We start from the raw sequence: 25,092 nt of genomic DNA on the forward strand, positions 1-25,092 counted from the left end.
TCCAGTAAAATGTTTTTTGATTGGAGAAGGGAACTGCAGGCTGATTGACGTATTTATATATTGATTTACTTGGTGAGACGAAAGGAAACAGGCCATGGTATGGATCGATAAATTTTTCATTAACTTATGTATTCTCGTAACGTGCTTGTTTTTTTTACATCAGGTCTTCAAAGACCGCAACGTTACCCCTACAGACAAACTGTATAAACGAATCAACTTCGGACTGGTACAGGGTGTGCTCGGCTGGTTGCTGATGCACTACTCCCTGCAACTTGGCGGGGGCGTGGTGTTCGACTTGCGCATGATCCCGATCTTCCTCGCTGCGGCTACCGGTGGTTGGGCTGCGGCACTTGCCGCCGCGTTCGCAGAAGCGCTCGGGCGCATCATCCTGTTCTCGTGGACTCCGGCGACGATGGTGGCGACCGTAACCCTCACCCTCACCGCGATTGTGTCGGGTTCGATCACACGGTGGGTCTCAAACGCTCCCCGTAGTTGGATGTATATGGTCTTCGCGAACTTGATCGTGGTCTGCGTCGGGTCGATCTATGCGGTGCCCGACTCGCATCTGCGCTTGCTGATCATGTTGCAGTACGCGCTCGTGCTCTCCATCGCGAGTTTGTTCACCTACCTGCTCGTTCATCGTTTGACGAGTTCCCATGAGATGTTTGTGAAAATTCGCGACTCCGCCCGCGTTGACTTCCTCACGGGGCTGAACAACGTCCGCTCCTTCGACGAAGCGATCAACTCGCTGTTGCAGAAAAACATGGACTACGGAGAAAACCTCTCCTTCCTCATGATCGACATCGACCATTTCAAAAAAGTCAACGACACCTACGGCCATCCGGCCGGTGACGAAGTGCTCAAGCAGTTGGGCGAACTTTTGACGCACACCTCCCGTGGACGTGATATCGTGTCGCGCAACGGCGGCGAGGAATTCTCGGTCATCTTGCCCGGCTGTTCGCGGGAGAATGCCCTGCACGTCGCGGAACGTCTGCGCGCCGTCATTGCACGCCATCCCTTCCAATTGCCCGATGACCAAGTGATCAAAGTGACCGTGTCGCTTGGATTGGCCGTTTCGACGCCCGACGTTCCCTTGACGGTCGATGAGTTGGTCCACCTCGCCGACGAAGGTCTCTACCGGGCGAAACGGACCGGACGCAACCGAGTCTGCGAGTTTCAACCGCTCGAAGGCTAACCAGTTTGGAAAAAGAAGACCCAACCGCGCGGGCGGTTGGGTCTTTTTTTTCGTGGGAATTACTTGCCGGCGAGGATTTGGTCCCAGAGGGCGCCGTCTTGGTAGAGGTCTTTGCGAACTTGGTCCCAGCCGCCGAGGTATTTGATGTCGTAGAGGCCGGCCGGGGTTTTGTATTGGGCTTCGTATTGCTTGGCGACGGTCGGATCGACGGAACGGAATCCTTTTTCGGCGAATGCTTTCTGGGCTTCGGCGCTCCAGAGGAACTCGACGAACGCGTCGGCGACTTTGCGCACGCCGTGTTTGTCGGCGTTTTTGTCCACGACGGCCGCCGGGTTCTCGATGAGGATCGTGTAGTTCGGGACGACGATGTTATAATGCTGGCCTTCGAGGTTGCGCCCGATCAGTTCGTTTTCGTAGGTGACGACGACGTCGCCGGTGCCGTTTTCAAACGTGGTCATCGAGGCGCGGCCCGATTTGTCGAGGGCTTTGACGTTTTTCTGGATGCGTTTGAGCAGGTCGGCGGCGTAGGCGGGGTCTTTTTTGCCTTTTTCTTCGGAGATTTTCAGGCCGGAGCCGTAGATGGCGTTGACGTCCCATTGGGCGCCGCCAGACGTTTTCGGGTTCGGGTAGAGCACGCCGATGCCCGGTTTCGCGAGGTCTTCCCAGTCTTTGATGTGTTTCGGGTTGCCTTCGCGGGTGCCCAGAGCTGCGACCGAATCGGTGATCATGCCTCCGTGCGGTTTGGTGCGCCAGTCGGTCGTGATCAGGCCGGCTTTTTGAATCGTGTCGATGTCCGCTTCGAGCGAGAGGGCTGCGATGTCCGCTTCAAAACCGCCCGCAATCGCACGCGCTTGGGTGCCGGATGCTTCGTAAGACTCTTGGAAGTTGACGGTCTGCCCTGTTTTTTCCTTCCATTGTTTTTGGAAGGCGGGGATGATGACTTTGAACGCTTCTTGCGGGGTCGAGTAGGCGCCGAGGATGAGGGTGACGTCCCGGGCGTCGTCCATCGTTGCGGCGGTGGTTTCTGTGGAAGAAGAGCCGCACGCGGTCAAGACGGTCATCGATGCGAGCAAGAGGCTGGTCAGGGCGAGCTTGGTTTTGTTTTTCATGAGGTGGAGTCTCTCCTTCTAGATCGCGCGGGTGTTGGCGCGTTTGAGTTCGTTTTCGAGGAACAGGCTTTCGTCGTTTTGGAAGAGGTGCAGGGAGTGGATGAGCACGGCGACTTTTTCGCCGGTCAACAGCGTTTCTTTTTCAAGCGAGCGGTGGGCGATCAAGCGGTGCTCGCCGACTTCGACTTCCACTTGCCAGAGCGTGCCGCGGAACTGGACGCTTTTGACGATGCCCTTGGTGGCGGCGGCGAGGTTGGAAATCTCGTGCTCGCGTCCGACTTCGATCGACTCGGGGCGGATCAGCACGCGGGTTTTGGCGAGGCGTTTCTGAAGGACCGATTCAAAGCCGACGAGCTGTGCGGTGTCGGACAGGAGGTTCGATTCACCGAGGAATCCGGCGACGAACGGAGTTTGCGGTTCTTTGTAGACTTGCCACGGTGTGCCCTTCTGTTCGAGACGGCCCTTGTTGATGATCATGATTTCGTCGGCGACTTCGACGGCTTCCTCTTGGTCGTGGGTGACGAAGATCGACGTGACCCCCACGCGGGAGATCATCTCGCGCAGCCACGTGCGCAGTTCTTTGCGAACTTTGGCGTCGATGGCGGCGAACGGTTCGTCGAGCAGGAGCAGTTGCGGCGACGGTGCCAAGGCGCGGGCAAACGCCACGCGTTGGCGCTGACCTCCGGATAATTGGTGGGGGTAGCGGTCGTGGAGCCCTTGCAAGCCGATCAATTCGATCAGTTCGAGAACGCGGTTGTGGATCTCACGCTTGCTTTTTTTCTGTACGGTGAGCCCGAACGCGATGTTGTCGAACACGGTCATGTGTTTGAAGAGCGCGTAATTTTGAAAAACGAAGCCGATGCCCCGCTCCTGCGGCGGCAGATGGTTGACTTTGCTCCCTTGGAAGAGGATGTCGCCACATGTGGGGGTCTCAAGCCCTGCCAACATGCGCAAGATCGTGGTCTTGCCTCCTCCCGAGGGGCCCAGCAGACCGATCAGTTTGCCTTCTTGAATTTCAAAATTGACGTTCTCGACGGCGGAGAATTGCCCGAATTGCTTGGTCAGATTGCGCACTTCGATCTGCATCGTCAGCACACTTCCTTTCTTTTCTTGGCCCATTCGAGGAGCAGAAGCACGACGATGGAGAACGCCGCGAGTACCAGCGCGATGGAGTTGGCGGCGACGAAGTTGAAGTTCTCGACTTGTTGGTAGACGAGCGTCGTGGCGGATTGGGTTTTGTTGATGATGTTGCCGGAGACGACGAGCACCGCTCCGAATTCACCGAGAGCGCGGGCGATGGTGAGCACGACGCCGTAGAGCACGCCCCAGCGAATCGCCGGCCACGTGACGCGCCAGAACGTCAGCCACGACCCGGCACCGAGCGTGTAGGCGGCCTCCTCTTGCTGCGTGCCGACTTCCTGCAGCACCGGCATCACTTCGCGCACCATCAGCGGGAACGTCACGAACAGCGTCGCGAGGATCATCCCCGGCATGGCGAAGACGATTTTCAGACCGTGAGCTTCAAAAAAAGTGCCCAGCGCCGTGTGCGGGCCCATCAGCAAGACGATCATGAGCCCGCCGATGATCGGAGAGACGGCGAACGGCAAGTCGACGACGGAGTTCAAAAACTGGCGGATGCGACGCGAGATTCTCGTCTCGCGCACCAGCAACACGGCGAGCAAGACGCCGAACAGCGTGTTCACCACGGTGACGGTGCCGACGATCAGACCGGAGACGAGAAACGCGTGCAAAGCTTCCGGAGTGGAGAGCGCGTGCCAGAAGCCTGAGCCCCCCGTGGAAACGGCGCTGGTGAAAATCTTGCCAAGCGGGATGATCAACAGCACGAGAAACACCAAGTACGTGATGGAAATGGACAGTCGTCTCATCGTGCATCCCTCCCGGCGGTCAAGAGATTGACGCTCCACAACACGACGAACGAAAGCGTGAGGAGCAGGACGGAAACAGCGGCGGCTCCAGTCGAGTTGGCACTTTCGACGTTGCCGTAGATTTGAACGGAAGCGGTCAGCGTTTTCCCCGGAATGTTCCCGGCGACGAGTACGACGGCACCGAATTCAGCGAGCGCTCGGGAAAAAGCGAGCATCGCGCCGCCGACCACACCGGAGCGCATCGCGGGGAAAATCACGCGCCAGAACGTGCCGGAGCGCGAGGCTCCCAACGTGAAGGACGCCTCCTCTTCCGTTGGGTCGAGTTCTTCGAGCAGGGGCTGGATCGTGCGGATTACAAACGGGAACGTAACGAAGATCATGGCGATGACGATGGCGGTTGGCTGGTAGACGATTTCAATGTCATACCCCTTCAAAAAACTGCCGAGCCAACTCTGCGGCCCGAGCAGGAGCAAGATCATCAACCCGCCGACGGCTGTCGGCAAAGCAAACGGCAGATCGACCAACGAGTTGAGGAGACGGCGTCCGGGAAATTTGTACCGAACGAGCACCCAGGCGATCAGCGTGCCGACGGCGGTGTTGATGACGGTGGCGATCAACGCCAATTTGATGGTGCGGTACACGGCATCCCACGCAATCGGCTGCGTGATGCTCTCGACGAACTTCGCCCAGCCGCCGGACAGTCCTTGGACGTAGACCCCGACGATCGGCACGACGATCAACAGCAGGAAATAGACGAGCACGGTGCTTTGTACACTGCGCTTCAGCCAGGAGTTTTTGACAACCATGACTTGGGATTGGCCCCCCTATTCATAAGATTTTCTAATGGGCGGTATTAGGATTTCTTATCCTGACGATACACAGCGTATTACAGACACCTGTCCTGTGTGACTTCATTCGACCGTTTTTTTTGAGAACAAGAAAAGGCTCCACCGCAACTCAAATCAGCCACGGCTCACGTTGTCGCTTGTCGCGTGGGTTGATGTAAGTGCTGGTGGAGCCTTCGGTGGTCCGATCGGCTCGTGTCGCATCTACGATTTTTCAAGTTCATTCAAGACTTTGCGGCCAGTTTGATGGGAGCCTTTGAGCTTTCGAGCGGGAAGCGGTGCTTTTCGGTGCGCTCGATTTGTGTGATTTGCGCACTGTGGACGGTGATGAGCACCGTTCCGTACTGCATGCCTTCCAACGCGTGCAAGATCTGTTGGACTTGCGGGGAGTTCGGGTCGGGTTTCAAAACGTTCTCCAACTGGATCACCTCTTGTATCAGTTTTTCTAATGGTTGTGATAAGATTTTGTTTTTCCTACAAAATCACTATGAATTATTGGTTTTACTATAAAATGGGCGACCGCCTTTTGTCAATCTTGTTCGAAAAAAAAGATCCCGACGCTATTGGCGCGGGATCACATGGTTTGCGACGATCTCGCCAACGGCGTGGGCGTCGCTTTTTTTCGCGGTGAGGTCTTCGTCGTGGTCGAGCGGGAGCAACGGGAAAAGCAACTCGGCCACTCGGTACGCTTCTTCCAGATGCGGGTAGCCGGAGAGGATGAACGTCTCGATCCCGAGGTCGGCGTACTCTTGCATGCGGGCAGCGACTGTTTGCGGGTCCCCGACGAGGGCACAGCCTGCACCGCTGCGCACGAGTCCGACGCCTGCCCAGAGGTTCGGGGAGACTTCGAGCGCGGCACGGCTGCGGTCTTTTTTGCCGCCGTGCAATTCTCCTTGGCGGCGCATGCCGACCGAGTCGTACTTGGCGAAGATCGCTTGGGCTTTCTCGATGGTCTCGTCGTCGACATAGGTCAGCAAGTCTTCGGCAGCCTCCCACGCGGCTTCCTCGGTTTCGCGCACGATGACGTGCAAGCGAATGCCGAAGCGAACGGTGCGGCCCTGCTCGGCGGCGAGGGCGCGGACGCGCTCGATTTTTTCCTTGACTTGGGCAGGCGGTTCGCCCCATGTGAGATACACGTCGATGTGCTTGGCGGCGACGGGCAGAGCGGCCGGTGACGAGCCTCCGAAGAACAACGGCGGGTACGGCGATTGCACGGGCGGGAGCATCTGCTGCCCGTCTTGAATCTTGAGATGGTCGCCGTCGAAGTCGATTTTTTCACCGCTGCACAGCGCACGCCAGACTGTCAGGAATTCGTCGGTTACGTCATAGCGCGCGTCATGGTCGAGGAACAGACCCTCTGCCGCAAGTTCGACAGGGTCGCCGCCGGTGACGACGTTGATCAAGCAACGGCCGTTTGAGAGACGGTCGAGGGAATTCGCCATGCGGGCGGCGGTGGCGGGCATCATCAGGCCGGGACGCATCGCAACGAGAAATCGCAGGCGTTCGGTGGAGGAAAGTAGAGACGCGGCGGTGACCCATGCGTCCTCGCAGGAGCGTCCGGTGGGGAGCAAGACCCCGTAATAGCCGAGATCGTCCGCCGCCTGGGCGATTTGGCGCAAGTAGTTGAACGTCGTCGCACGACCGCCGACAGACGTCGCGAGATACCGTCCGTCGCCGCCCGTGGGGATGAACCAGAACACTTTCATTTCTATCTCTCCTTAATGGCTTGTATTCGGGTTGATTTACTCTGAGAGTACCACGAATTCCGAAAACGTTCTACCTCCTCTCCCCCCGCTCATACCCTAAAAGGTACTCTACACATCGGACAAGGGAGGGCTTGCCTGTGGCGTTGCCGATTCGAGAGTCGGGGATTTTGAGCATGGCGGATTTGGTGGCGCGGATTCTGGGCTTGTTGTTTCTCTCGCGGTTTTTGACAGAGATGGGCTTGGGCGCGAGTGCGTCGTTTCGAATACTACTGCCGTTGATCGGCGTGGCGGCGAGTTTCGGGAGCATCGGGGTGCCGCAAGCGTTGACGAGGCTGTTTGCCGGGGGTCATGGAAATTGGCGAACCGCTTGGTGGAGCACCGTCGCGGCGGCGGGCGTGTCGGTCGCGGGACTTGGCGCTCTCGCTTGGGTCGCCGTTTGGCAAAGCGGGCACAACGTCGAGGGCATCGTGCGCGTGACGATCGCCGCCGTTCCGCTGTTGGTGCTGACTTGTGTGAACGGCAGTCTGCGCGGAATTCTGTTTGGACTGGGCCGGACGATGGCGCCGGCGTTGGCGCAAGTTTTGGAGATCGGCACGCGACTTTGGGTGCTCACCTACATCTGGCCTCTATTAAAAAGCGACCTGCCCACCTCCGGTGCGCAAGTCGGTCTCTATGTGCTGACCACGGGCGAAGTGGCGGCGATGGTGTTTTTGGGGCTGGCGTTGTGGACAGCGGCACGCCGCGCGAGGGGTCGGGTCGCTTTTTTGCAAGAGGCGTCACCCTATCGCCTGCGTTCCGTGTTGCGCATGGCGTGTGCTCCGGCGGGACAGGCGTTGTTTGCGAGTTTGGGGTATGCGATGGAATTGCCGCTGGCCGAGGCGTGGATTGCACAGACGCATGGTGTGGAGACGGCAAAGCACTTGATTGCCGATTACTCGGCGGTCGCTCTGCCTCTGCTCTGTGCGCCGATGGTGCTGACGGACGGACTGGCGACGGCGTTGTTGCCTGCAGAATCGGCAGGGCGCGGGAGGACCGAGCGCGAGGAATCCCGTACCCTCGCCGCTCGTCGAGCTTCCCTGCAATTGCGCCGTGTGATTGGGGCAGTCGCCCTCATCGCGGTGCCCGCTACGGCAGCTCTGCTCGTGTTGGCACCCGTTCTCACGCAGACGTTCGGCTCCTCCACCGCCGCAGACTTGCTTGTCAAACTAGCACCTCTCACTCTCCCGCTCTACTTGCAAGCGCCTCTCGCTTCTCTCCTTCAAGCGCACGGACGCAGCCGGTCGCTGCTGTTCGCGGGGATGTTGGGCGACGGAGCACGACTTGGCGCGTTGTACTTCGCGATTCAGAGTTTGCATCTCACACGCGCCGCTCTCCCCTTGGCTTTTGCGGCATCTGTCTGCGTCCAGACGGGACTTTTGTTGCTCGGAGCGATCAAGCTGACCTCCAAACGAACTCGCACACGACTCCCGTGGCGAACGTTGATCCACTCCGCAGGTGCCGCTCTGCCCTTGACGGCCCTGCTCCTGCTCGGCTTGCACGGCCCTCATCCGTTTCTCTGGTGCCTCCCTGCCGTCGCAGCCGCTTTTCTCCATCTACGCTGGGCAGGAGAAGTTCCGCCGTTGCCGCATCTCTTACGTCGTTTTACAGAAAAAGAACACCCCTGAGCTCCGGCTCAGGGGTGTTCCTTTTTTCCACATCCTACATGGCAGCTTGCTTCGTTACCTCTCGATGAGACCGCCAGCGCAAATACGCGAGGCAGGCCACCGTCACCAGCACCGGCACGAGGAGATATCCCTGTGCGAACGGCGCGACGCCCAGACAGAACAGCGCCGACAGCATCGACGTCCACCGCCCGACTTTGTCGTTCCACAGCAGTTTCACACAGGCAAACGTCGTGATGATGTACACGAGGATGCCGAGCGTCACCGGCACGAGGATCAGTTTGTCGACGGACAGGTCGAACACGTAGCAGATCAACAGCGTCACCGTATTGGTCACGAACAAAAACCACACGGCGCGGTTCGGGACATCCCGGCCGCTTTTTTTCTCAAACCAGCGCGGAAACACGCCATCGCGGGCGAGTGCAAACGCCAACCGCGACGACGATGCGAGATAGACGTTGACCGTGCCGAGGCAGACGATGCACGTGATGACCGCCGTTACAACTCCGGCCCCGACGCCGAGCGCTTGGCTCATCAGCACGGCAAGCGGTGCGCTCGATTCGCTTCCATCTCCCGACGTGCCCGTTCCGATCGTGACAAACGCAAGCAGCGTGTACACCGCTCCGACCAACACGACCGAAACCCACGTCGCTTTCATGACATCGCGATGAGGATTCTTGAATTCCGGCACCAAGTGCGTGATCGATTCCCAGCCGAAAAACGCCCAGAAAATCAACACGCAAGCAGAGCCCACTCCCGACAACCCATGCGGCGCAAACGGTGTAAAATTCACGCTCTCCACATGCGGCATCGAGAAGAGAATCGTCGAGACCAGCAGGAGCAACACCACGCCGCTGAGCAAAAGCGACAGGTTGCCGCTCATCTTCATCCCGATCAGCGCCGTCACGAGCGCCACGACCAGAAAGGAAAACGCAAACCCGTACATCGCGTCACGCCCCAGATGAAACGCCGACGTGATGTAACTTGATCCGGTCACACCGACGACCGCTTCGCCCACCGAGACCCAGACCATGAAGTACCAGCCGACGATGGCACCCATCGTGCGGCCGAATGCGTTTTTCACAATGACGGAAATTCCGCCGAGGTCTTGGTAGCGCAACGCAAGTCGAGCAAACGTGTACGCCAGCGGAAAACTGAGCAGGGACAACAACAACCAGGACACCACGGCGGCGGGTCCTGCGGCATGAACCGTGTAGCTTGGCAAGATCAAAATGCCCGACCCGAGCACCGCTCCCATGTAGAGGGCGATGCCTTGGGCGAACGTGATCGTGGGACGAGGAGAGGAACTCAAATTTCTACTCCTGTACCAGTTCGCTTTGGAGGTACGCCGTGATCAAGCGCACCGAATTGTCGAGTGCGTCCTTGTGGCAACGCTCGTTGGCGTGAGAAGCGTCGATGCCCGGCCCGATTAGGCCGTGCTTGACGTCAACACCTGCACGCAGGGCTGCCGAAGCGTCAGAGCCGTAGTGCGGGTAGAGGTCCACTTGGTAGTAGATGTCGTTTTTCTTCGCGAGTTCCACGAGGTGTTTGCGCAGAGCGTAATGGTACGGGCCGGAAGAGTCTTTCGCACAGATCGAGACACAGTATTCGTCGGTGGTTTGACCGCGACCAATCGCGCCCATGTCGATGGCGAGCATCTCGACCGTCTCCGGGGTGATGTTCGAGTTCGCGCCGTAGCCGATCTCTTCGTTGTTGGACACGAGGAAATGCGTGGTGTACGGCAGTTCTTCCCCTGCTTCGCGAATCGCTTTGATCGCACCGAACATGCAAGCGACCGACGCTTTGTCATCGAGGTGGCGGGTTTTGATGAAGCCGGTCGGAGTGACTTCACAACGCGGAGCAAACGAAACGAAATCGCCGACGTCGATGCCGAGTTTTTTGACATCGTCCGCGTTTTTCACAACGGCGTCGAGGCGGACTTCCATCGTGTCTTGGCTGCGCTCGATGGAACCTGCGTCCTTGTAGACGTGAACCGACGCGTTCGTGGAGAGGATCGTACCGGTGAAGATGTCGCCGGCAGACGTTTCGATTTCGCAGTATTCGCCTTCGATGGAGTTGAACGTAAAGCCGCCGATCAGCGAGAGTTTCAGACGGCCGTTGCCTTTGACTTCCTTTACCATCGCGCCGAGGGTGTCGACGTGCGCCGTCAGGGTACGGTGGATGGAGTTGTTCTTGCCGGGCACGGTCATGAGCAACGCGCCTTTGTTGTTGCGCTTGTGGGAGATGCCCAATTTGGACGCTTCCTCCTCGACGAAGCGGATGACGCGCTCCGTGTTCCCAGACGGACTCGGGATGTTGACGAGGTTTACGAGCAGGTCGAGCACATAGTCGACATTGGCTTTTACGGTCATGAGAGCAGCACTCCTCTTGGTATGTATCTTCTCAGATTCTACCATAAAAAAAGCCCCCCCGGCGCATGTCGGGGAGGCTTTTTCTCATCTCAGGGACCGCTGGAAACGTTGTCGATCTGCCAAGGTCCGTCCTGGTTCTCTTGCACGACGGTGAAGAACATCGCGTTGGGACCGCCGTCCACTTCGTAGGTTTTCATCGCGGCGTACCGTCGATTTTTGACCAAATACCCGGCGGTGACGTCCACCTGACCCGGCGTGTTGTCTTCGCGGAATTTGACGGTGTATTTCACGCCCGTCTGAATCTGCGGCCCGTAGTAGTTGTCGGTCACAATCGGCGTCGGAGTGCCGCGGTCCACACCGTTGGTCTGCAAGTAGAACTGGTACGACAAACTGAGCAACGAGGACATCGTGGCACGGTCTTGTCGGTCGTTGGCTTGGAGGTACTTGGTAATCACTTGATCCGGCGTCCACTTCACCCTGTCGCTCGTGTACGATTCCAACTTCTCCGCTTTCGTCCACTCGCCCCATGTCTGCTTCGTGATCTCGCCGAACAGTTTGTTGTCCAGCGAAGCCATCGCACTTCCGCCAAGCGACCGCATCCAAGCGCCGACCAACCGCTTCCCGGAGAACACCCCAATCACTTCGCTGTCTTGGTAGCCCTCGATCCGACCTCCTGCGAACGTCTCTTTCAACGGGAGGATGTACACGGTGACCGACTGTCCCAGATACGGCGTCAAATCATAGCCGATCTGCTTTGAGAGCACGTTGGCGTAGTCATAGTACAACCCGAACGGCGGAGTCCCCGGCACCGGTTGGAACGAAGCCGGCAGATCGGTGGTGACAATCGTCGGACCGGTCGAACTCAACGAGTAGTGATACTGGCCCAGCAAGTCTTGTATCTGTTGCACAGGCTCTTTCAATTGCGTGACCGTCTGCGGCGGCTGTTTCTGGTTCGGTTGCGTGACGACATCGCTCTGGCTCTTGCCCGAGCCGAACAACGCCGGGACTTGGGTCGCCGCCAACACCACACAGGCCGCGACCGCTCCGGCCGACAACCACTTGGTGTAGCGACGGCGTTTGTGTGAAGTAATCACCGCTTCAATCTCGGCAGGTGAGGGCAGCAACGAACGAGTCGGCCGAGGAATCGCCACCCCTTCGACCGCAATCCCCAACTCGGCGAGCGACGCTTGTTCGGAGCGGCAGCGGGCACAGCTTTGCAGATGCTCTTGCACCTCCGGCGTGATCTCGCCACACCACATCAACTCTTGGATTTCTTTGCAGTTCACAACGCTTCACCTCCCGTCGGACTTAATTGTTCGCGCAGTCGGTCCCGCAAACGGAACAACCGCGTCTTGACCGTCGCTTCCTTCATCTCCAACATCTGCGCCACTTCCTTGACGGACAGGTCCTGCTCAAAACGCAGGATAAAAATCTGCCGGTCCAACTCAGGCAAGTCCTTCAACAGCTTCTGCACCGACAATTTCAACGACAACGTCCCTTCAAAACCTTCGGACGTTGAGGACGACTCTTGAATCTCCACGAGCGAGACGTTTTTTTTCTTGCGCACGGCATCGCGCTGCGTGTTGAGACAGATGCGATACACCCACGATTGAAACGCACAATCACCGCGATAGGAATGCAGATTGCGACAAACTTTCAACAGCGAGTCTTGCGCGAGGTCTTCCGCATCTTGTCGGTGCCCCGTCAGGTGGTAACTCACCCGATAGACGAACGGTTCGAGTTCCCGCAGAAACTCCGTCATCGCCTCGGCACTCTGCAAGGCGCGCTGAATCTGGTGCTCCATCTGCTCACCCCCTTCTCCACGTACTCTCTTACCACGTAAGACGCACAATTTCGACGTCAGGATTCAACATTTCGAAAAAAAAAAGCACCAAACCGTCACCCGGTCTGATGCTTTCTCGCTTATGATTCGTTGGCTCGCTGTGCTTCCGGCGAACTCTGCATCTCCAGCGGTGTCGGCAAGTCTGTCTCGCCCGGAGTCGGCATGATGTCGAGGTCGTCCTCGTCCAAATCCTCCGGCTCCTCCGCCATCGACTGGTCCACGTCGCTGTCTTCCCAATGAAGTTTCAACGTCAGCGAGTGGTCACGGCCTTCCTTTTTGTAGTCCTGTCGTACAAACACCACGTTGGCGAGCGGAATCGGAATGGCGTCCAGCGTGACGATGCTCTCCGCGTCGATTTGGTTCGCCCAATGGCGCAACAGGTCGGCCACCTCACGCGTAGACATCACTTCGCGGCGCTTGATTTTGATCTCCGAACTTCTCATCGGGCATCCCTCCCTCTCGTTAGTCTACCCGAACCAAGCCGGCTGTAGAATTACGAGTACGGCAGTTGAATCGTAAACGTACTGCCTTCGCCGATTGTCGACGTCACGTGAATCGTGCCGTTGTGACCCTCGATGATGCGGTGCGAAACGGCGAGTCCAAGGCCCGTGCCGTTCTGCTTGCGGGTGTAGAACGGCTCGAAGACGCGCTCGATGGTTTCTTTGTCCATCCCGACGCCGGTGTCTCTGAAGTGGACGGCGACGTGCGAGATGCAATTCTGCATCTCCAACTCCAAACGTCCGCCCTCGCTCATCGCATCGATGGCGTTGTTGGTCAAGTTCAAGAACACCTGCAACATCTGGTCGCGATCCAACGCCACACGTCCGCTCAAATGCTCCGCTTTGATCACCGAGAGCTCGACGTTCTGCATGATCGCTTGCGGTTGAATCAACGCCGCAAGATCGTCGATCAGATTCGGCAGCGAGTCGATCTTCAATTTCGGTGCGCTCGGTTTGGCGATCATCAGGAAATCGGTGATGATCTCGTTGGCGCGGTCGATCTCCGGGATGACGACTTCCTTCAGTTGGCGAATCTTCGGGTCGGGCGAATCGCTTGGCAACAGTTGCAAGAAGCCTTTCGCCGTCGTCAACGGGTTGCGAATCTCATGCGCAATCCCCGCGGCAAACTTGCCCAGCACGGAGAACTTCTCCGCTCGGCGCACTTGCTCTTCCAGGAACAAACGGTCTGTCAAATCCTCGAATATCCCGATGGCGCCGAGAATTTCGCCGTCCTCGCCCATCAGCGAACGCGTCGAGGTCTTCAAGATGCGCTCCACTCCGTCGGACGACGAAATCGTCTGTTGAATGTCTGTAAAATGACTCCCCGTACGCAACGTCTCATGCAACAGACTGAGATGATCGTCCATCTGCAACTTCTCCAAGAACAGCGAACCTTTGTGGTTGACCATCTCATTGCGCGAGATGCCAAACAACTGCTCGGCGCGCGAGTTGAACGTGGTGATGATGTTGTCCTTGTCGAGAATGACCAAGCCTTCGGTCATCGCGTTGAAGATAAACTCCGTCTGCGCTTGCAAGATGCGGTAGTATTCCAACTCCCGCACGATCGGATAGCCGATCAGAATCGAACCGCGTCCGTCGGAGAGCGGGATCAGCTCTTGCGTAATCCAGATCTTTTTCCCCGAACGGGAGTAGCCTGGGAACGGCAACAAATTGTCGAAGTGACGGCCGATGATGTCGTCCTCGTCCACTTCCATCAATTCGAGCGCCGTGTGGTTGGCATACGTAAGCAAACCGTTCTCGTCGTAGGTCAAGATCGAGTTCGGAATGGAGTCGAGGACGATCTCCAAGTTCTGCAGATGCGTCTCTTCCATTTTGCGTTCGCGGTTGATCACATAACGTTCCAACAATTCGGAGTGGTTCACTTCGAGCAATTTCATCGAAGCGTCCATGATCTCAAACGGATCGCCCGCGTCCTCCGACAAGCGGGAGACTTCGCGGATGACGATAAACAAAATCCGGCGCGTGCCTTCCAAAATCTCGCGGATCTGCTGAAGAGAGGCTCCGTGATCGCCAAGCACGTCTCCAAGCTCCACAAATTCCGGGTGGACCACCACACCGACTCCCTCTAATAGACAATCCATCAACCAGTGCGTAAATTCACGTATCGGAGCGGCCAATAATTTGGTCTGCGCAAATGTCTCTGTGTTCGCTGCGCAATCAATAATCTCTTCCAACTGGTCGCGTACAAATGAGTTCAACTCGATGTGGCTCACGATCCCACCAACCTTGTTTTGTATAAGTCGTCCCTACTCCTTCTCCTTCACAATTCGTCATATGGGTGCATTTTCCTCCTTGATCATTAAAATTAATACTTACTTTCGACCCACCAAAAAAAGACCCACGGCACTTGGCCTGTGGGTCTTTTTTCTCTACTTCGCGAACGTCTGGGCCAATTGGATCAGCGTTCGGGTGGAGAACGCCGTGCCGCCGGTAACGGTGTAGCCCTTGGTGGAGTTTGCACGAGACATGTTCGCCATGTCGATGTGGCAGAACGGAACGTCGTCTGCAAACGCCGCGATGAACACCCCGCCGGCAATCGCGCCTGCGTTGCGACCGGAGTAGTTGATGTAGTCCGCGACTTTGGAGTCGATCAAGTCTTGGTACTCTTCGAAGTTCGGCAGCGTCCAGAGCTTTTCGCCGACTTCTGCGCCCGCCAGACGCACTTGCTCGACGAACGCGTCGTCGTTGCCGTACAGCGAAGCCGATACATAGCCGAGTGCCGAAACGACAGCCCCCGTAAGCGTTGCCGTATCCACAATCGCCGTTGCGCCGAGATGTTTCGCATAAGCAACGCCGTCCGCGAGAACGAGACGCCCTTCGCAGTCGGTGTCGATCATTTCGACCGTCTTGCCGTTGAACGCCACCGCCACATCGCCCGGTTTGAACGCACGACCGGAGATCATGTTCTCCGCGAGGCAGAGGATGCCGATGACGTTGACTTTCAATTTCTTGCGTGCGATCGCTTGCATCGCAAACAGCACGCAGGCGGCACCGCCCATGTCGGTATGCATGTTCGGCATGCCGGCTTCCGGTTTAATGATGTACCCGCCCGTGTCGAACGTTACGCCTTTGCCGACCATGCCGAGAGTTTCTTGGCTGTCCGGTGCGCCAACGTATTTCAAAACGACGAGGCGCGGCGGAATGTCAGACCCAACCCCGACGGCGTGCAAGAGGTTCAGACCTTGCTCCTTGAGTTGGTTTTCGTCGAGAATTTCGACGGTCAAGCCTTCCGCTTCGCCGACTGCCTTGGCTTTGTCCCCAAAAATCACCGGGTCGAGCAGGTTCGCCGGCATGTTCACGTAGTCGCGGGCCACATTGACCGCCTCTGCGTGAATTTGTGCAGCTTCAACGACAGACGCGATGTCGCCGTTGGAGAGCACGAGCAATTCGGAGAAGCGCTTGTCTTCCTCCGGCTTCGATTTGTGAGCCGAATAGACATAGCGACCCATCAACAGACCTTCCACCGTCGCCAGCGCGAATTCATCGGTGAACGGAGCCACCGCCACGGTGCGGCCCTTGAGCGAGCGAGCGGCGCTGCCGGCGGCCTCTCGCACTTTTTCCGCATCGAGTTTGTCCGATTCGCCCAAGCCGACGAGGAACAGATGCGTCGCTTGCAGACGTCCGGACGTGCGGATGTGCGCGACCGAGCCGTTCTTGCCGGACAATTCGCGGTCTGCAAACATCGCTTTCAACTCGCCGCCAAGCTCCGTATCCAGTTCGAGCAGTTCCGGCGAGAGTGCATCGCTTTTCGTGTAGAACACAAGCAGGGAGTCGGCTGTAACCGCTTCCAAGCTCGTAAAAGTATGTACGTGTACGTTCATAAAAAAGTTCCTCCTTGGTGCTAGTCCTTCTCAGTATACAATACCCATCGGGTTTTTACGATTCATCCCGGTCCGTCTTCATGCTATACTGAGAAAAATAACAAAGAGAGCCGAGCATTCGGCTCTCTCTTGTTTTTTTTCAAAAAGGCAGTCATACACTAGCCGTAGGAGGTGAGCGACATGGATCAGAATCCTTACAAGACAGACGGCAAGGAAGCGTGGCAAGCGTTTGGGCTGGTTTCCGCAATCGGGGTTGATCTGGCGTCGTGTGTGGTCGCCGGGGTCTTTCTGGGCAAATGGTTGGATGGATTGTGGGGTACAACTCCGTGGATGTTGTTGCTGGGGATCTTGCTCGGTCTCACCGGCGGCGTCTTGGGTGTGGTGAAATTGCTTCAGAAGTACGGCCCGGAAGCCCGCTCCAAAAAGCAGTAAGCAGGGGATGGGGTTAGGTTTCTTTGTTGAAGCGGTTGTTTTTCAAGATCTCGTCGACTTTCTGGACCTCTTCTGCAAACGACCGCAGCCGCTCCGAAGCTTCTGCTTCGAGATCGGTCAGCCCCAGCCGCTTGGCATTGGCGTACTCATCGAGCACGATGTAGATGTGGCCCAGCAAGATTTCGCGGCTCAACCGCAGATCAAAATCGGGCGCGAGTTTGCGCTCCGCGAACGGGCCGTCATCCATGATCAATCCATTCAAGTAGAGCGTTCGATACAGCTCGCCCCGTATCGTCTGGTACTTTTCCCCTCGCAATTGCAGGTCGGTGATCAGCGCATCGATCACTTTGACCATCCTGCCATCGCTTTTCTTCACTCGCATGTACTCAATCAACACATGCAACGACTTCCCGTTCTCATACATGTAAAAAATCACTTCGTCGTCCTTCACGTAGAGGTGAAAGATCAACGTCTTGCCCTTTCCCTTCTCTTCCATCTGAATCCCGGAACGAGCAACCCGCGTCTTCCATTGGTCTACTTGGGCACGGGTCGTCTCGCCTGAAATGTTCCGATAGATGACAATCTGGTTCTCCATCTAGCGACACCTCCCCTTCGTGCCCGCCGCGTGTAGTACCATCACTATATGCGTGGAGAGGTCGGTTTTGTTCAAACAAAAAAAGCCCTCGGCCGAAGCCAAGGGCTTTTCTTATTGAAGTTTGACGAGCGCGGACGTCACGTAGCCGTACATGCCGGTCGAGGTCTGTACATAGTACCAGTCGTTGACTTGTTCCTCGACGGTCAGCACATCGCCTTGGAACACTTGCCCGATCACTTGGTACTCGGTGCCCGGCTTTGCGCGCAAGTTCACCGTTTCTCCGGTGACCACGGCGGTCTGGCCGGAGCCCGACTGAGCGGTGGAGCTGCTGCCGGTGCCGCCGGTTCCGTTTTTGCCTGAACCTGTGCTGGTGCCGCCAGTGCCGTTTTGACCCTGGCCTGTGCCGGAACTCCCGGTCCCATTTTTCCCGGAGCCCGTGCCCGAACTCCCGGTTCCATTTTTCCCGGAGCCCGTGCCGTTCGCATCTTGCGCGGCACCGGCGTTCGGATCGTTGAGTATCCCCTGCACATAATCCCGCACTTGACCGACGTTTGGCATCAGCACCGCTTCGTCGCCCACGTACGTCTCCGTCAGCGCTTCCACCGGCGGAATCTGCTCGGTCTTCATATTCGACGAATCCAACGACATCGCCAACGTCCCCAGCGAGAACAAGTTGTCTCCGAGATTGGACTGCGTATAAGGCTCAATCGTTTTGAGAATCTGCGGAGCTTTCATCAACATGCTCGGCGACTTCATTTTCTCCGCAACCAGTTTGACGACTTCGCGCTGGCGCTCCGTGCGGTCAAAGTCTGCACGCGGCGTCCCACGGAAGCGCACGTATTCGAGTGCCTGCTGCCCGTTGAGGTGCTGCTGGCCTTTTTTCAAATTGATGTCGTAGATCCCGTCGTCGGCGTGTACGAAGTCCTCCGGCACGTTGACGTCAATTCCGCCAATCGAATCGATGATCTTCGCAAACCCTTCAAAGTCGGTCGCCACGTAGTAGTGAATCGGGATCTTCAAGAAATTCTGGATCGTATCGATCAACAACTCCGGACCTCCGTCGGCAAACGCCGCGTTGATCTTGGACCTGCCGACTCCCGGGATGTCCACATACGTATCCCGCATAATCGAGAACACCGAAACCTGCTTCGTGTCCGGGTTGAGGCTCGCCAACAGCATCGTGTCCGAGCGCGGACGGTCATTCGGATCGCGACGGTCCACCCCCATGAACAGGATGTTGACCGCACCCTTGCCCTCCCATTTCGCCGTGTTCAACGGCTGGTCTCCGGTCGAGAACGGTTTGTTCGCCGAAACCGTATGGAAGAACGAAAACATCGAATACACATTGTATCCGGCAAACAGCACCACAACCACCAGCACGAAGCCAATGAGGCGCCACCATACTTTTTTCTTCACTGGAATCTCCTCCACATCATCTTCTATTCCACGCGTCGGCGACTTTTCCCTTCGAATCTGGTACTCTACATACAGGACAACCATATCGTGCCAAGGAGGAATTGTTTCATGGATTGCATCTTCTGCAAAATCGTCGCAGGTGAAATTCCGTCGAAAAAAATCTACGAGGACGACCACGTTTTCGCCTTCCACGACATCAACCCGATCGCCCCGGTCCACGCCCTCGTCATCCCGAAAAAACACATCCAAAACGTGCTGGAAATCACGCCGGACGACAGCGAGACCCTGCTCAAACTGCACCAAGGCATCCAACACGTCGCGCGCGAGCTCGGGGTGGCCGAATCCGGCTTCCGCGTCATCACGAACACCAACGAGCACGGCCAACAGACCGTCTTCCATCTCCACTACCATGTGGTCGGCGGACGACAATTGGAATGGAAGATGTAAAACTCTTCTACTTTTTTCAACAAAATGGTACACTGGATGTAACTTGATGTAGAGAAGAGGGGATTGTTTCGTGGCGAAGTTCGCTCCATTTTTCAACACGTTGCTGTTCACATTGGTTGCGACGCTCGGCGTTTCTCGTATTCTGGCCCATACACCAGTTTCCCCGTATCTTCCCTATATCAACGTCCTCATCTCCGCCTTGATCGTGCTGTTCTTCTACCGCAAGATGAAGATCAGCATCGAACGCTATTACCAGGCGAGCGCCCGTCGGCGCCGTTCCTCCAATTCATGAAAAAAGACCGCGCCCGTCACTCGGCCGCGGTCTTTCTTTGTACTTTCGCCCGAATTTTGCGGAGCAGCGAGCGGTACTGGGCCACTTCGTCCGGTTGCAGGTAGAACAGTTTGCGCACAGGATAGCCGGTCAAACGTCCAAAGCTGTACACCGTAACGAGGAACATCGTCATATACGCGAGCGTCTTCGCCCACGCACTGCCCATCATCCCCAAGTGCGGAATCAGCAACACGGAAACCACGACGTTGGTGAGAATCGAAACGAACTGCAACATCGTCGTCACACGCGGACGTCCGAGTTGGTTGTTGAAAAACGTCGTCAGCACCGTCGTCAGTCCGTACAGGGCAATCCCCGGAATTACGACGTGGAAGATCGGTGTCGCCGCCATAAACTTCGCCCCATACGCCAACTGCATCACCCACGTCATGATCGTGTACATCCCGATCACCGAGAGAATGACGACAACCGCCGTATGGCGGAAGATCCTCGCCGTCAATTGCGTGGAGTCTTTCTCTTCGAGCGTCGACATCCGCGTCAGCACGACTTGCAGAATCGACGAGGAGAGCACGTTCAACAGTTCCGCCGTGATGATCGCCGTCGAGTACACGCCCATGTTGGTCGGTCCGAGCAGCCAGAACACCAGCGTCATGTCGATGCGCGCATTCAGAATCCAGAGCAAGTTTGCGCCGACCAAATTCAAGCCGAAATTCATCGTCTCGCGGCGGATCGTTTTGTCCCCACGAAGCGTAATGCGGAAGTTGGTCTTGCGCCGGACCACATAGAGCGAGAACATCGAGGTCAGCACGTAGGAGCCGAACCACGCCCCGATCACATAGATCGTCTGGCTGGCTTCAATCGGTCTGAATCCGAACACCACGAGGAGCATCAGCAGAAGGAACACGACCGCCTGCACGGTGTTCAAGCGGTTCAACCATTCCAATTCGTTCATGCCCCACATCAGACGCGTCACATAGACGTGGAACATCGCAAACGGTGCCATGATGCCCACAATCCAAGCGCCGCGGGTCGCCAATGGGTCGATGCCCCAGAAGCCGCCCCACAGCCATTTCGTCCCCAAAAGCGCCAAAGCAAACAGTGTGCCTGCGAGCACCGCGTAATATTGAAGCGATGTCGAGAAGACCGCCTGTGGATCGCGCTTCTGCTTGTTGATCCCGTATGGAATGTATTCACTGAACGTTCCGATTACCGGCGAATAATAGCTGAAATAGTTTTGCGTGTTCGTCAGATACCCTCGCCCCGTCGGGCCCAGATAGCGAGCGGTGATGATCGAGGTCACAAACGACACCCCGGAGAGGAAAAACTTATAGAACAATGCCCAAAAGATCCGCATCAACGGAGTCATTCTCTTACACCTTCATTCGACTTGACTTTGTTACACTCCTCACATTGTAGCATAGAGCAGAAAAAAGGGCATCGTCCGCAAGCGCGGAGATGCCCTTTTTTAGCCAATCATCAGGCTCTCATCATCTTCTCGACATCTACGCCGCTTCCGTATTGGGAGCTCCGACGCCGTTCTCACGGCGAATCACACGGCTGAAGATCGCGAACAAAACCACGCCCGAAAGCGCTGCCAATCCGCCGCTGAGCAAGATGACCGGCCGGATCGTGAACGCTTTGAGCAACCAGCCGGACGACAGCATCGTCATCACCATAAACCCGTTGAAAACCGTCGAGGCCGACATTTGCGTGCGTCCTTGGAACGTAAAGTCCACTTTGGTTTGCAGAATCGTCGTGATTCCGACATTGACCATCATCAGTCCAAACGAGAACACCACAAGCGACGCCGCCGTCATGTAGAAGTTGTTGACGGCGACCATCCCGGCGAGAAAAGCTCCCGCAATGAGCATCCCCATCGAAACCATACGATGCAGCGGTACTTTCAATTTGCCGATGATCAGTGAGGACACGAACATCCCCGCCCCCTGCACCGAAGCCAGAATCGCCATCATTTCCTTGGGCAAGCCGAGGAAATCGGTGACGATGAACACTTCCAGCACGTTGATGATGCCGGCAGCCATCCCGTACATCATGTACACGAACAGCACCGGACGAACGTACGAATTGCCCCACGAATACTGGAATCCGGCTTTGACATCCACCCAAATTCCACTGAATGTCCGCACCTTGCTCGATTCCGGTTGATCGACACGGATGGTCGAAAGCAGCCAGACCGCCACGAGAAACAGCGTAACCGTCACAGCCAGCCCGCCGCTCGCCCCGATGAGCAAATAAAACGCCGCCCCCGCCGTCGGCCCCAGCAGTTGGACCGCCGAGCTGGATGCTTGACGCAAACTCGTTGCATATTTGCGGTCCTCCGCGTCCACGAACAGCATGAAAAATCCCATGTTCGAAGAGCGGAAAAACAACGTGCCAATCGCGGAGACGAAGGCACAAGCATAGATCATGTACAACGATCCGTTCAGATAGGCAACGACCAACAACGCCATAATGAGTGCTCGGAATAAGATCGCTCCCATAACCGTTCGCTGGCGATTCCATCGATCCGCCAACGCGCCCACAAACAACCCGAAGAGGAAGATTGGAGCGTACTCACAGAACAAATTGAATGAAAGTGACAGCGCAGAGCCCTTTGAGAGGTCCAGCACCAAGAACATCATCGTGATGTTTCGCACCCAGTCCCCGAGATCGGAAGCCCATGTGGCCAACCAAAACCGGAAGAATCTGGGGTTGCGTTTCATGAAAGCAATCATTCTGACACCCCTCCCCTTGTCCATTTTATCTTACCTCTTGCAAATTCCCAAAGAGTATAGTCAAAAATTTTTTGTATGCTTCGATTGTATTCTTAACTTATCCCTCGTGTAAAGTACAAATTCTCTGAAAACACAAAAAACCCCAGCCCCCATTCCCTTTCGCATGTCCGCGTTTTGCACCGCATAGAATCCCAAAGAGGGACAACTGTGGACAGGGGGGAGATCGCGAATGCCCTTTTTCAGTACGGTCGTGTTGGACTTTTTCGTGGCGCTCGGGATCGTCCTCGGCGGTTCGATCATTGGCGCCCTCGGCGCTTTTCTCATGCATCACCCGCCCATGAATTCCATGCTCAAACTCGCCGAGCAGTTGAAAATCTGGGCGTTGGTCGCAGCCCTTGGCGGCACGTATGACACGCTCAAACTGATCGACACCGGCGTGTTCGATCTGCAGTTCAACGGGATCGTCAAACAGTTTTGCTACCTGCTCGCAGCCTTTTTGGGCTGCAACGCCGGATTCTATATCGTGAAGTGGTTGGTGGGAGACATCCGATGAAGAACCGCCAATTTTTTGCCACCCTTGCGGTCGGGACGCTGTTTGGCGCGGCCGCCCTGCTTGCGATGCGCGGGCATGACCTCGACTTGCTCTATCTCAAATACCTGCAGTGCCGGGAGACCGCCCAACAATTGCTGGAAGACAAGCAAAAACTCGAAGACGAACTCTCGCACGCACAGAAGTACAAAGACCGCCGCCTGCGCAAATTGAACATCGTCGTCGAACAGGCCCCCGACGAATTCGCCAAAGTCGCCGTCCAGCGGGAAGTCAAACGCCAGCTCAACACCATGCTCGACAAAGAACTTTCCCTGCTGGAGAACGACCCCAACTTGTTCAAAAGCCTCCTCGAAGGCAGAAGCCTCGAAATCGGCGGGCAGACCCTGCACCTGCAAATTACATCCGTCATCATCGGCGAAACCACCACGGTCTACGTCAACGCCCTCAAGGAACAAAAAACCATCAAACACGAAAGCGAGCCCCCAACGGTGCTTCCCTAATAAAAAGAGACCCTCGCGGCCGAGCCGCATCGGGTCTCCTTTTGCTTACTCGGCCAGGAATTGCGCTTGTGCATTCATGCGGATCATCTGAATGCGCAGACGGTGCAACTCCTGTTCCTCCAATTGGCAGACAAACGTCGGGACGTTGGACAGATAGGCGACCAGTTGTTCACGTTCGGCGAACTTCGGCGGTACTTCATCGCTCAAGACGAGGATGCCCAGTTCGGCGACCGATTCGAGCATCGCTTTGTCCGCTTTCCATTCCAAACGGAACAGCGCGGTGTGCTCCGCTTCACGCAGCGCATAGTCGACACGTCCGATCAAATGGAACGTCTCTTCGAATACGACGAGGCCCGTCACCATGCCATACGTCAATTCCTGCTCGTCGCCTTGGTGTAGACGAATCTGCACACCACCCTGTGGCACCAACATCGGCCACGTCAACTCCTGGTCGGGGATATGTAGAATGCCTGTGCCGACAGGCAAGGGATAGTTGCGAAGCTCCGCCAACGCGTCCTGCCCGGAGAGCAGGCCGAGATAGGGTTGTTTCTCCATGTGCGGTCATTCCTCACTTCTACTCTAGGTTCACTTTCTACTATTAAAATGCTATTGCAGTTTGATCTTCAAACTGAGCATGTCTGTGCGGGAGCCGTCCTTGGCGCTTTTGGTGTAAAAGTCCACGGTCAGCGTCTGCCCTTTGTACTCGGGAGGAAGCGAAAGATCGGCTTTGATCGTGCCCCATTCCGGTGCGCCGGCGCTGGCTTTGATCCCGCTTTCCGATTCGATGACCACCTTGTTCTGATCACGAACACGGAAGTACCCCACCGCTTCGAAAGCGCGCATCTTGCCGATGAACGAAAGCGTCTTGCTCGATTCGCTCCAATCGATGCGTTCGAGTTGGAAGGAGTTGTTCGAGAACGCCGCCCCCTTCAAGGGATACGAACCGCTTCCCGAATACGCGGAGAGTGTGATGACATCGGACGTACTCGGTGTGGGCGTGGTCGTCCCTCCCTCGGAGGGTGACGGATCGTTGGTGCCGTTGCTTGGGGTCGTGCTGTTGTCTTGAGGAACAGGGGCCGGTTGCGCTGGTTTCGTGGAGTCGGAAGGTTGCGACGGAGTGGAGTCGACCGGTGCCGTGACGAGTTTGTCACCTTGGGTGTACTGGTACGCCGTGAATCCGCCGCCGCCGAGCACGATCACAACGGCTCCGGCTGTTGCCCATTTCTTGAAGCTCATTCTAACGCCCCCTTGCCTTGTTAAGAATCGTATTAGTTCCTAGTCTATACCATATAGCCTCTCGGAGACAACGTCTGGAGATGTGGTATACTGGATTCATCTTACTTTTGATGGCAAGGAGTCTTCTAAGATGGCGAAATTGTACCGAGACATGACCCACGAAGAACTAGAAGCAGAAATGACCCGCCTGCAAGACGAAGGGCACCGGGCCCTCTCCGACGAGCGGTATGAAGAACTGGACGTCTTGGAGCGCAAGTACTACGTCGCGAAATCGTACCTGCTTCCGCTCGATGCCGTGGAAATTGGCAAGACGTACACCGTGATTGACACCACCGACCGTTTTGAGATCACGCGCATGGACGGCGTGATGGCATGGGGCTATCGCAACGGGGTGCGTTTGGAAGAAGCGTACCCGATGGCGATGCTGGTATAAG

At 56.6% G+C, this 25,092-nt stretch carries 27 protein-coding genes; 8 read left to right on the forward strand and 19 right to left on the reverse strand.

Features of this window, described 5'->3' with window-relative positions; genetic code table 11:
* Nucleotides 1–145 precede the first annotated feature (145 nt).
* Nucleotides 146–1,195: a GGDEF domain-containing protein gene (locus tag JJB07_RS08385; RefSeq protein ID WP_201633558.1), complete on the forward strand. Its 1,050-nt coding sequence runs from the start codon at nucleotides 146–148 to the stop codon at nucleotides 1,193–1,195.
* Between the two features lie 59 nt (nucleotides 1,196–1,254).
* Here the strand turns inward: JJB07_RS08385 and JJB07_RS08390 are convergent, their stop codons facing one another.
* From JJB07_RS08390 to ssuD, 6 genes are all read right to left on the reverse strand, one after another.
* Complete coding sequence (locus JJB07_RS08390; protein WP_201633560.1) at nucleotides 1,255–2,304, reverse strand: sulfate ABC transporter substrate-binding protein; 1,050 nt, start codon at nucleotides 2,302–2,304, stop codon at nucleotides 1,255–1,257.
* A gap of 18 nt (nucleotides 2,305–2,322) precedes the next feature.
* On the reverse strand, nucleotides 2,323–3,390 hold the full coding sequence (locus tag JJB07_RS08395; RefSeq protein ID WP_201633563.1) for a sulfate/molybdate ABC transporter ATP-binding protein: 1,068 nt from the start codon (nucleotides 3,388–3,390) through the stop codon (nucleotides 2,323–2,325).
* Between the two features lie 2 nt (nucleotides 3,391–3,392).
* Nucleotides 3,393–4,190: a sulfate ABC transporter permease gene (locus tag JJB07_RS08400; RefSeq protein WP_201633565.1), complete on the reverse strand. Its 798-nt coding sequence runs from the start codon at nucleotides 4,188–4,190 to the stop codon at nucleotides 3,393–3,395.
* Nucleotides 4,187–4,996, reverse strand: coding sequence for a sulfate ABC transporter permease subunit CysT (gene cysT, locus JJB07_RS08405; RefSeq protein ID WP_201633568.1), 810 nt, complete (start codon nucleotides 4,994–4,996; stop codon nucleotides 4,187–4,189). Before cysT ends, JJB07_RS08400 begins: the two co-directional genes overlap by 4 nt.
* Before the next feature lie 263 nt (nucleotides 4,997–5,259).
* Nucleotides 5,260–5,454: a YezD family protein gene (locus tag JJB07_RS23965; RefSeq protein ID WP_236587899.1), complete on the reverse strand. Its 195-nt coding sequence runs from the start codon at nucleotides 5,452–5,454 to the stop codon at nucleotides 5,260–5,262.
* A 141-nt stretch (nucleotides 5,455–5,595) separates the two neighbouring features.
* Nucleotides 5,596–6,741, reverse strand: a complete 1,146-nt coding sequence (ssuD, locus tag JJB07_RS08415; protein ID WP_201633571.1) for an FMNH2-dependent alkanesulfonate monooxygenase — start codon at nucleotides 6,739–6,741, stop codon at nucleotides 5,596–5,598.
* Nucleotides 6,742–6,878: 137 nt separating this feature from the next.
* Between ssuD and JJB07_RS08420 the strand changes: the two genes are divergently transcribed.
* Nucleotides 6,879–8,405: an MATE family efflux transporter gene (locus tag JJB07_RS08420; RefSeq protein ID WP_201633573.1), complete on the forward strand. Its 1,527-nt coding sequence runs from the start codon at nucleotides 6,879–6,881 to the stop codon at nucleotides 8,403–8,405.
* A gap of 34 nt (nucleotides 8,406–8,439) precedes the next feature.
* On the opposite strand, the gene JJB07_RS08425 is transcribed toward JJB07_RS08420, so the two are convergent.
* The 7 genes from JJB07_RS08425 to JJB07_RS08455 form a co-directional block, all read right to left on the reverse strand.
* The gene (locus tag JJB07_RS08425) at nucleotides 8,440–9,714 is read right to left on the reverse strand and encodes an APC family permease (RefSeq protein WP_236587901.1); all 1,275 of its coding nucleotides are present in this window, start codon (nucleotides 9,712–9,714) and stop codon (nucleotides 8,440–8,442) included.
* A gap of 4 nt (nucleotides 9,715–9,718) precedes the next feature.
* Entirely contained in the window at nucleotides 9,719–10,774 is a 1,056-nt protein-coding gene (locus JJB07_RS08430; protein WP_201633576.1) for a M42 family metallopeptidase, read from the reverse strand.
* A gap of 89 nt (nucleotides 10,775–10,863) precedes the next feature.
* A complete protein-coding gene (locus JJB07_RS08435) occupies nucleotides 10,864–12,060 on the reverse strand; it encodes a DUF4830 domain-containing protein (RefSeq protein WP_201633579.1) in 1,197 nt (398 codons plus the stop codon).
* Nucleotides 12,057–12,578: an RNA polymerase sigma factor gene (locus tag JJB07_RS08440; RefSeq protein ID WP_201633582.1), complete on the reverse strand. Its 522-nt coding sequence runs from the start codon at nucleotides 12,576–12,578 to the stop codon at nucleotides 12,057–12,059. Before JJB07_RS08440 ends, JJB07_RS08435 begins: the two co-directional genes overlap by 4 nt.
* 119 nt (nucleotides 12,579–12,697) lie before the next feature.
* Nucleotides 12,698–13,060, reverse strand: coding sequence for a hypothetical protein (locus tag JJB07_RS08445; RefSeq protein ID WP_201633585.1), 363 nt, complete (start codon nucleotides 13,058–13,060; stop codon nucleotides 12,698–12,700).
* A gap of 50 nt (nucleotides 13,061–13,110) precedes the next feature.
* Nucleotides 13,111–14,850, reverse strand: a complete 1,740-nt coding sequence (locus JJB07_RS08450; RefSeq protein WP_201633588.1) for an ATP-binding protein — start codon at nucleotides 14,848–14,850, stop codon at nucleotides 13,111–13,113.
* Between the two features lie 156 nt (nucleotides 14,851–15,006).
* Nucleotides 15,007–16,458 carry a leucyl aminopeptidase gene (locus JJB07_RS08455; protein WP_201633590.1) on the reverse strand — a complete coding sequence of 484 codons (1,452 nt, stop codon included), beginning with the start codon at nucleotides 16,456–16,458 and terminating at the stop codon, nucleotides 15,007–15,009.
* Between the two features lie 180 nt (nucleotides 16,459–16,638).
* On the opposite strand from JJB07_RS08455, the gene JJB07_RS08460 reads away from it, so the two are divergent.
* Nucleotides 16,639–16,890: an AtpZ/AtpI family protein gene (locus tag JJB07_RS08460; RefSeq protein WP_201633593.1), complete on the forward strand. Its 252-nt coding sequence runs from the start codon at nucleotides 16,639–16,641 to the stop codon at nucleotides 16,888–16,890.
* 13 nt (nucleotides 16,891–16,903) lie between these two features.
* Here JJB07_RS08460 and JJB07_RS08465 read toward each other — a convergent pair whose 3' ends face one another.
* Together JJB07_RS08465 and JJB07_RS08470 are read right to left on the reverse strand one after the other, a co-directional pair.
* Nucleotides 16,904–17,485, reverse strand: a complete 582-nt coding sequence (locus tag JJB07_RS08465; protein ID WP_201633596.1) for a hypothetical protein — start codon at nucleotides 17,483–17,485, stop codon at nucleotides 16,904–16,906.
* 111 nt (nucleotides 17,486–17,596) lie between these two features.
* Nucleotides 17,597–18,901: an LCP family glycopolymer transferase gene (locus JJB07_RS08470; RefSeq protein WP_201633598.1), complete on the reverse strand. Its 1,305-nt coding sequence runs from the start codon at nucleotides 18,899–18,901 to the stop codon at nucleotides 17,597–17,599.
* Nucleotides 18,902–19,009: 108 nt separating this feature from the next.
* Between JJB07_RS08470 and JJB07_RS08475 the strand changes: the two genes are divergently transcribed.
* A complete protein-coding gene (locus tag JJB07_RS08475; protein WP_201633600.1) occupies nucleotides 19,010–19,348 on the forward strand; it encodes a histidine triad nucleotide-binding protein in 339 nt (112 codons plus the stop codon).
* Between the two features lie 70 nt (nucleotides 19,349–19,418).
* Nucleotides 19,419–19,640, forward strand: coding sequence for a hypothetical protein (locus JJB07_RS08480; protein WP_201633603.1), 222 nt, complete (start codon nucleotides 19,419–19,421; stop codon nucleotides 19,638–19,640).
* A 16-nt stretch (nucleotides 19,641–19,656) separates the two neighbouring features.
* On the opposite strand, the gene JJB07_RS08485 is transcribed toward JJB07_RS08480, so the two are convergent.
* Both JJB07_RS08485 and JJB07_RS08490 read right to left on the reverse strand, forming a co-directional pair.
* Nucleotides 19,657–20,991, reverse strand: a complete 1,335-nt coding sequence (locus JJB07_RS08485) for an oligosaccharide flippase family protein (RefSeq protein WP_201633606.1) — start codon at nucleotides 20,989–20,991, stop codon at nucleotides 19,657–19,659.
* Nucleotides 20,992–21,139: 148 nt separating this feature from the next.
* Nucleotides 21,140–22,372, reverse strand: coding sequence for an MFS transporter (locus JJB07_RS08490; protein WP_201633609.1), 1,233 nt, complete (start codon nucleotides 22,370–22,372; stop codon nucleotides 21,140–21,142).
* 229 nt (nucleotides 22,373–22,601) lie between these two features.
* On the opposite strand from JJB07_RS08490, the gene JJB07_RS08495 reads away from it, so the two are divergent.
* Together JJB07_RS08495 and JJB07_RS08500 are read left to right on the forward strand one after the other, a co-directional pair.
* Nucleotides 22,602–22,925, forward strand: coding sequence for a YtrH family sporulation protein (locus tag JJB07_RS08495; RefSeq protein WP_201633612.1), 324 nt, complete (start codon nucleotides 22,602–22,604; stop codon nucleotides 22,923–22,925).
* On the forward strand, nucleotides 22,922–23,422 hold the full coding sequence (locus JJB07_RS08500) for a sporulation membrane protein YtrI (RefSeq protein WP_201633615.1): 501 nt from the start codon (nucleotides 22,922–22,924) through the stop codon (nucleotides 23,420–23,422). The genes JJB07_RS08495 and JJB07_RS08500 overlap by 4 nt, the downstream gene beginning before the upstream one ends.
* 45 nt (nucleotides 23,423–23,467) lie before the next feature.
* Here JJB07_RS08500 and JJB07_RS08505 read toward each other — a convergent pair whose 3' ends face one another.
* Both JJB07_RS08505 and JJB07_RS08510 read right to left on the reverse strand, forming a co-directional pair.
* Complete coding sequence (locus tag JJB07_RS08505) at nucleotides 23,468–23,977, reverse strand: hypothetical protein (RefSeq protein ID WP_201633618.1); 510 nt, start codon at nucleotides 23,975–23,977, stop codon at nucleotides 23,468–23,470.
* A gap of 51 nt (nucleotides 23,978–24,028) precedes the next feature.
* Entirely contained in the window at nucleotides 24,029–24,658 is a 630-nt protein-coding gene (locus tag JJB07_RS08510; RefSeq protein ID WP_201633621.1) for a Gmad2 immunoglobulin-like domain-containing protein, read from the reverse strand.
* A 130-nt stretch (nucleotides 24,659–24,788) separates the two neighbouring features.
* Here JJB07_RS08510 and JJB07_RS08515 point away from each other — a divergent pair, with 130 nt between their 5' ends.
* Nucleotides 24,789–25,091 (forward strand): DUF1811 family protein, encoded by a 303-nt coding sequence (locus JJB07_RS08515; protein ID WP_201633624.1) that lies wholly within the window; start codon nucleotides 24,789–24,791, stop codon nucleotides 25,089–25,091.
* Nucleotide 25,092 lies beyond the last annotated feature (1 nt).

The sequence above is a fragment of the Tumebacillus amylolyticus genome (genome assembly GCF_016722965.1).
GTDB classification, from domain to species: domain Bacteria; phylum Bacillota; class Bacilli; order Tumebacillales; family Tumebacillaceae; genus Tumebacillus; species Tumebacillus amylolyticus.

Coding starts and splice junctions, on each gene's coding strand:
- JJB07_RS08460 (WP_201633593.1), top strand. CDS start 16,639: ATGGATCAGAATCCTTACAAGACAGACGGCAAGGAAGCGTGGCAAGCG.
- JJB07_RS08500 (WP_201633615.1), top strand. CDS start 22,922: ATGAAGAACCGCCAATTTTTTGCCACCCTTGCGGTCGGGACGCTGTTT.
- JJB07_RS08515 (WP_201633624.1), top strand. CDS start 24,789: ATGGCGAAATTGTACCGAGACATGACCCACGAAGAACTAGAAGCAGAA.
- JJB07_RS08455 (WP_201633590.1), bottom strand. CDS start 16,458: ATGAACGTACACGTACATACTTTTACGAGCTTGGAAGCGGTTACAGCC.
- JJB07_RS08465 (WP_201633596.1), bottom strand. CDS start 17,485: ATGGAGAACCAGATTGTCATCTATCGGAACATTTCAGGCGAGACGACC.
- JJB07_RS08475 (WP_201633600.1), top strand. CDS start 19,010: ATGGATTGCATCTTCTGCAAAATCGTCGCAGGTGAAATTCCGTCGAAA.
- JJB07_RS08445 (WP_201633585.1), bottom strand. CDS start 13,060: ATGAGAAGTTCGGAGATCAAAATCAAGCGCCGCGAAGTGATGTCTACG.
- JJB07_RS08440 (WP_201633582.1), bottom strand. CDS start 12,578: ATGGAGCACCAGATTCAGCGCGCCTTGCAGAGTGCCGAGGCGATGACG.
- JJB07_RS08390 (WP_201633560.1), bottom strand. CDS start 2,304: ATGAAAAACAAAACCAAGCTCGCCCTGACCAGCCTCTTGCTCGCATCG.
- ssuD (WP_201633571.1), bottom strand. CDS start 6,741: ATGAAAGTGTTCTGGTTCATCCCCACGGGCGGCGACGGACGGTATCTC.
- JJB07_RS08485 (WP_201633606.1), bottom strand. CDS start 20,991: ATGCGGATCTTTTGGGCATTGTTCTATAAGTTTTTCCTCTCCGGGGTG.
- JJB07_RS08510 (WP_201633621.1), bottom strand. CDS start 24,658: ATGAGCTTCAAGAAATGGGCAACAGCCGGAGCCGTTGTGATCGTGCTC.
- JJB07_RS08505 (WP_201633618.1), bottom strand. CDS start 23,977: ATGGAGAAACAACCCTATCTCGGCCTGCTCTCCGGGCAGGACGCGTTG.
- JJB07_RS08400 (WP_201633565.1), bottom strand. CDS start 4,190: ATGAGACGACTGTCCATTTCCATCACGTACTTGGTGTTTCTCGTGCTG.
- cysT (WP_201633568.1), bottom strand. CDS start 4,996: ATGGTTGTCAAAAACTCCTGGCTGAAGCGCAGTGTACAAAGCACCGTG.
- JJB07_RS08395 (WP_201633563.1), bottom strand. CDS start 3,390: ATGCAGATCGAAGTGCGCAATCTGACCAAGCAATTCGGGCAATTCTCC.
- JJB07_RS08495 (WP_201633612.1), top strand. CDS start 22,602: ATGCCCTTTTTCAGTACGGTCGTGTTGGACTTTTTCGTGGCGCTCGGG.
- JJB07_RS08490 (WP_201633609.1), bottom strand. CDS start 22,372: ATGATTGCTTTCATGAAACGCAACCCCAGATTCTTCCGGTTTTGGTTG.
- JJB07_RS08430 (WP_201633576.1), bottom strand. CDS start 10,774: ATGACCGTAAAAGCCAATGTCGACTATGTGCTCGACCTGCTCGTAAAC.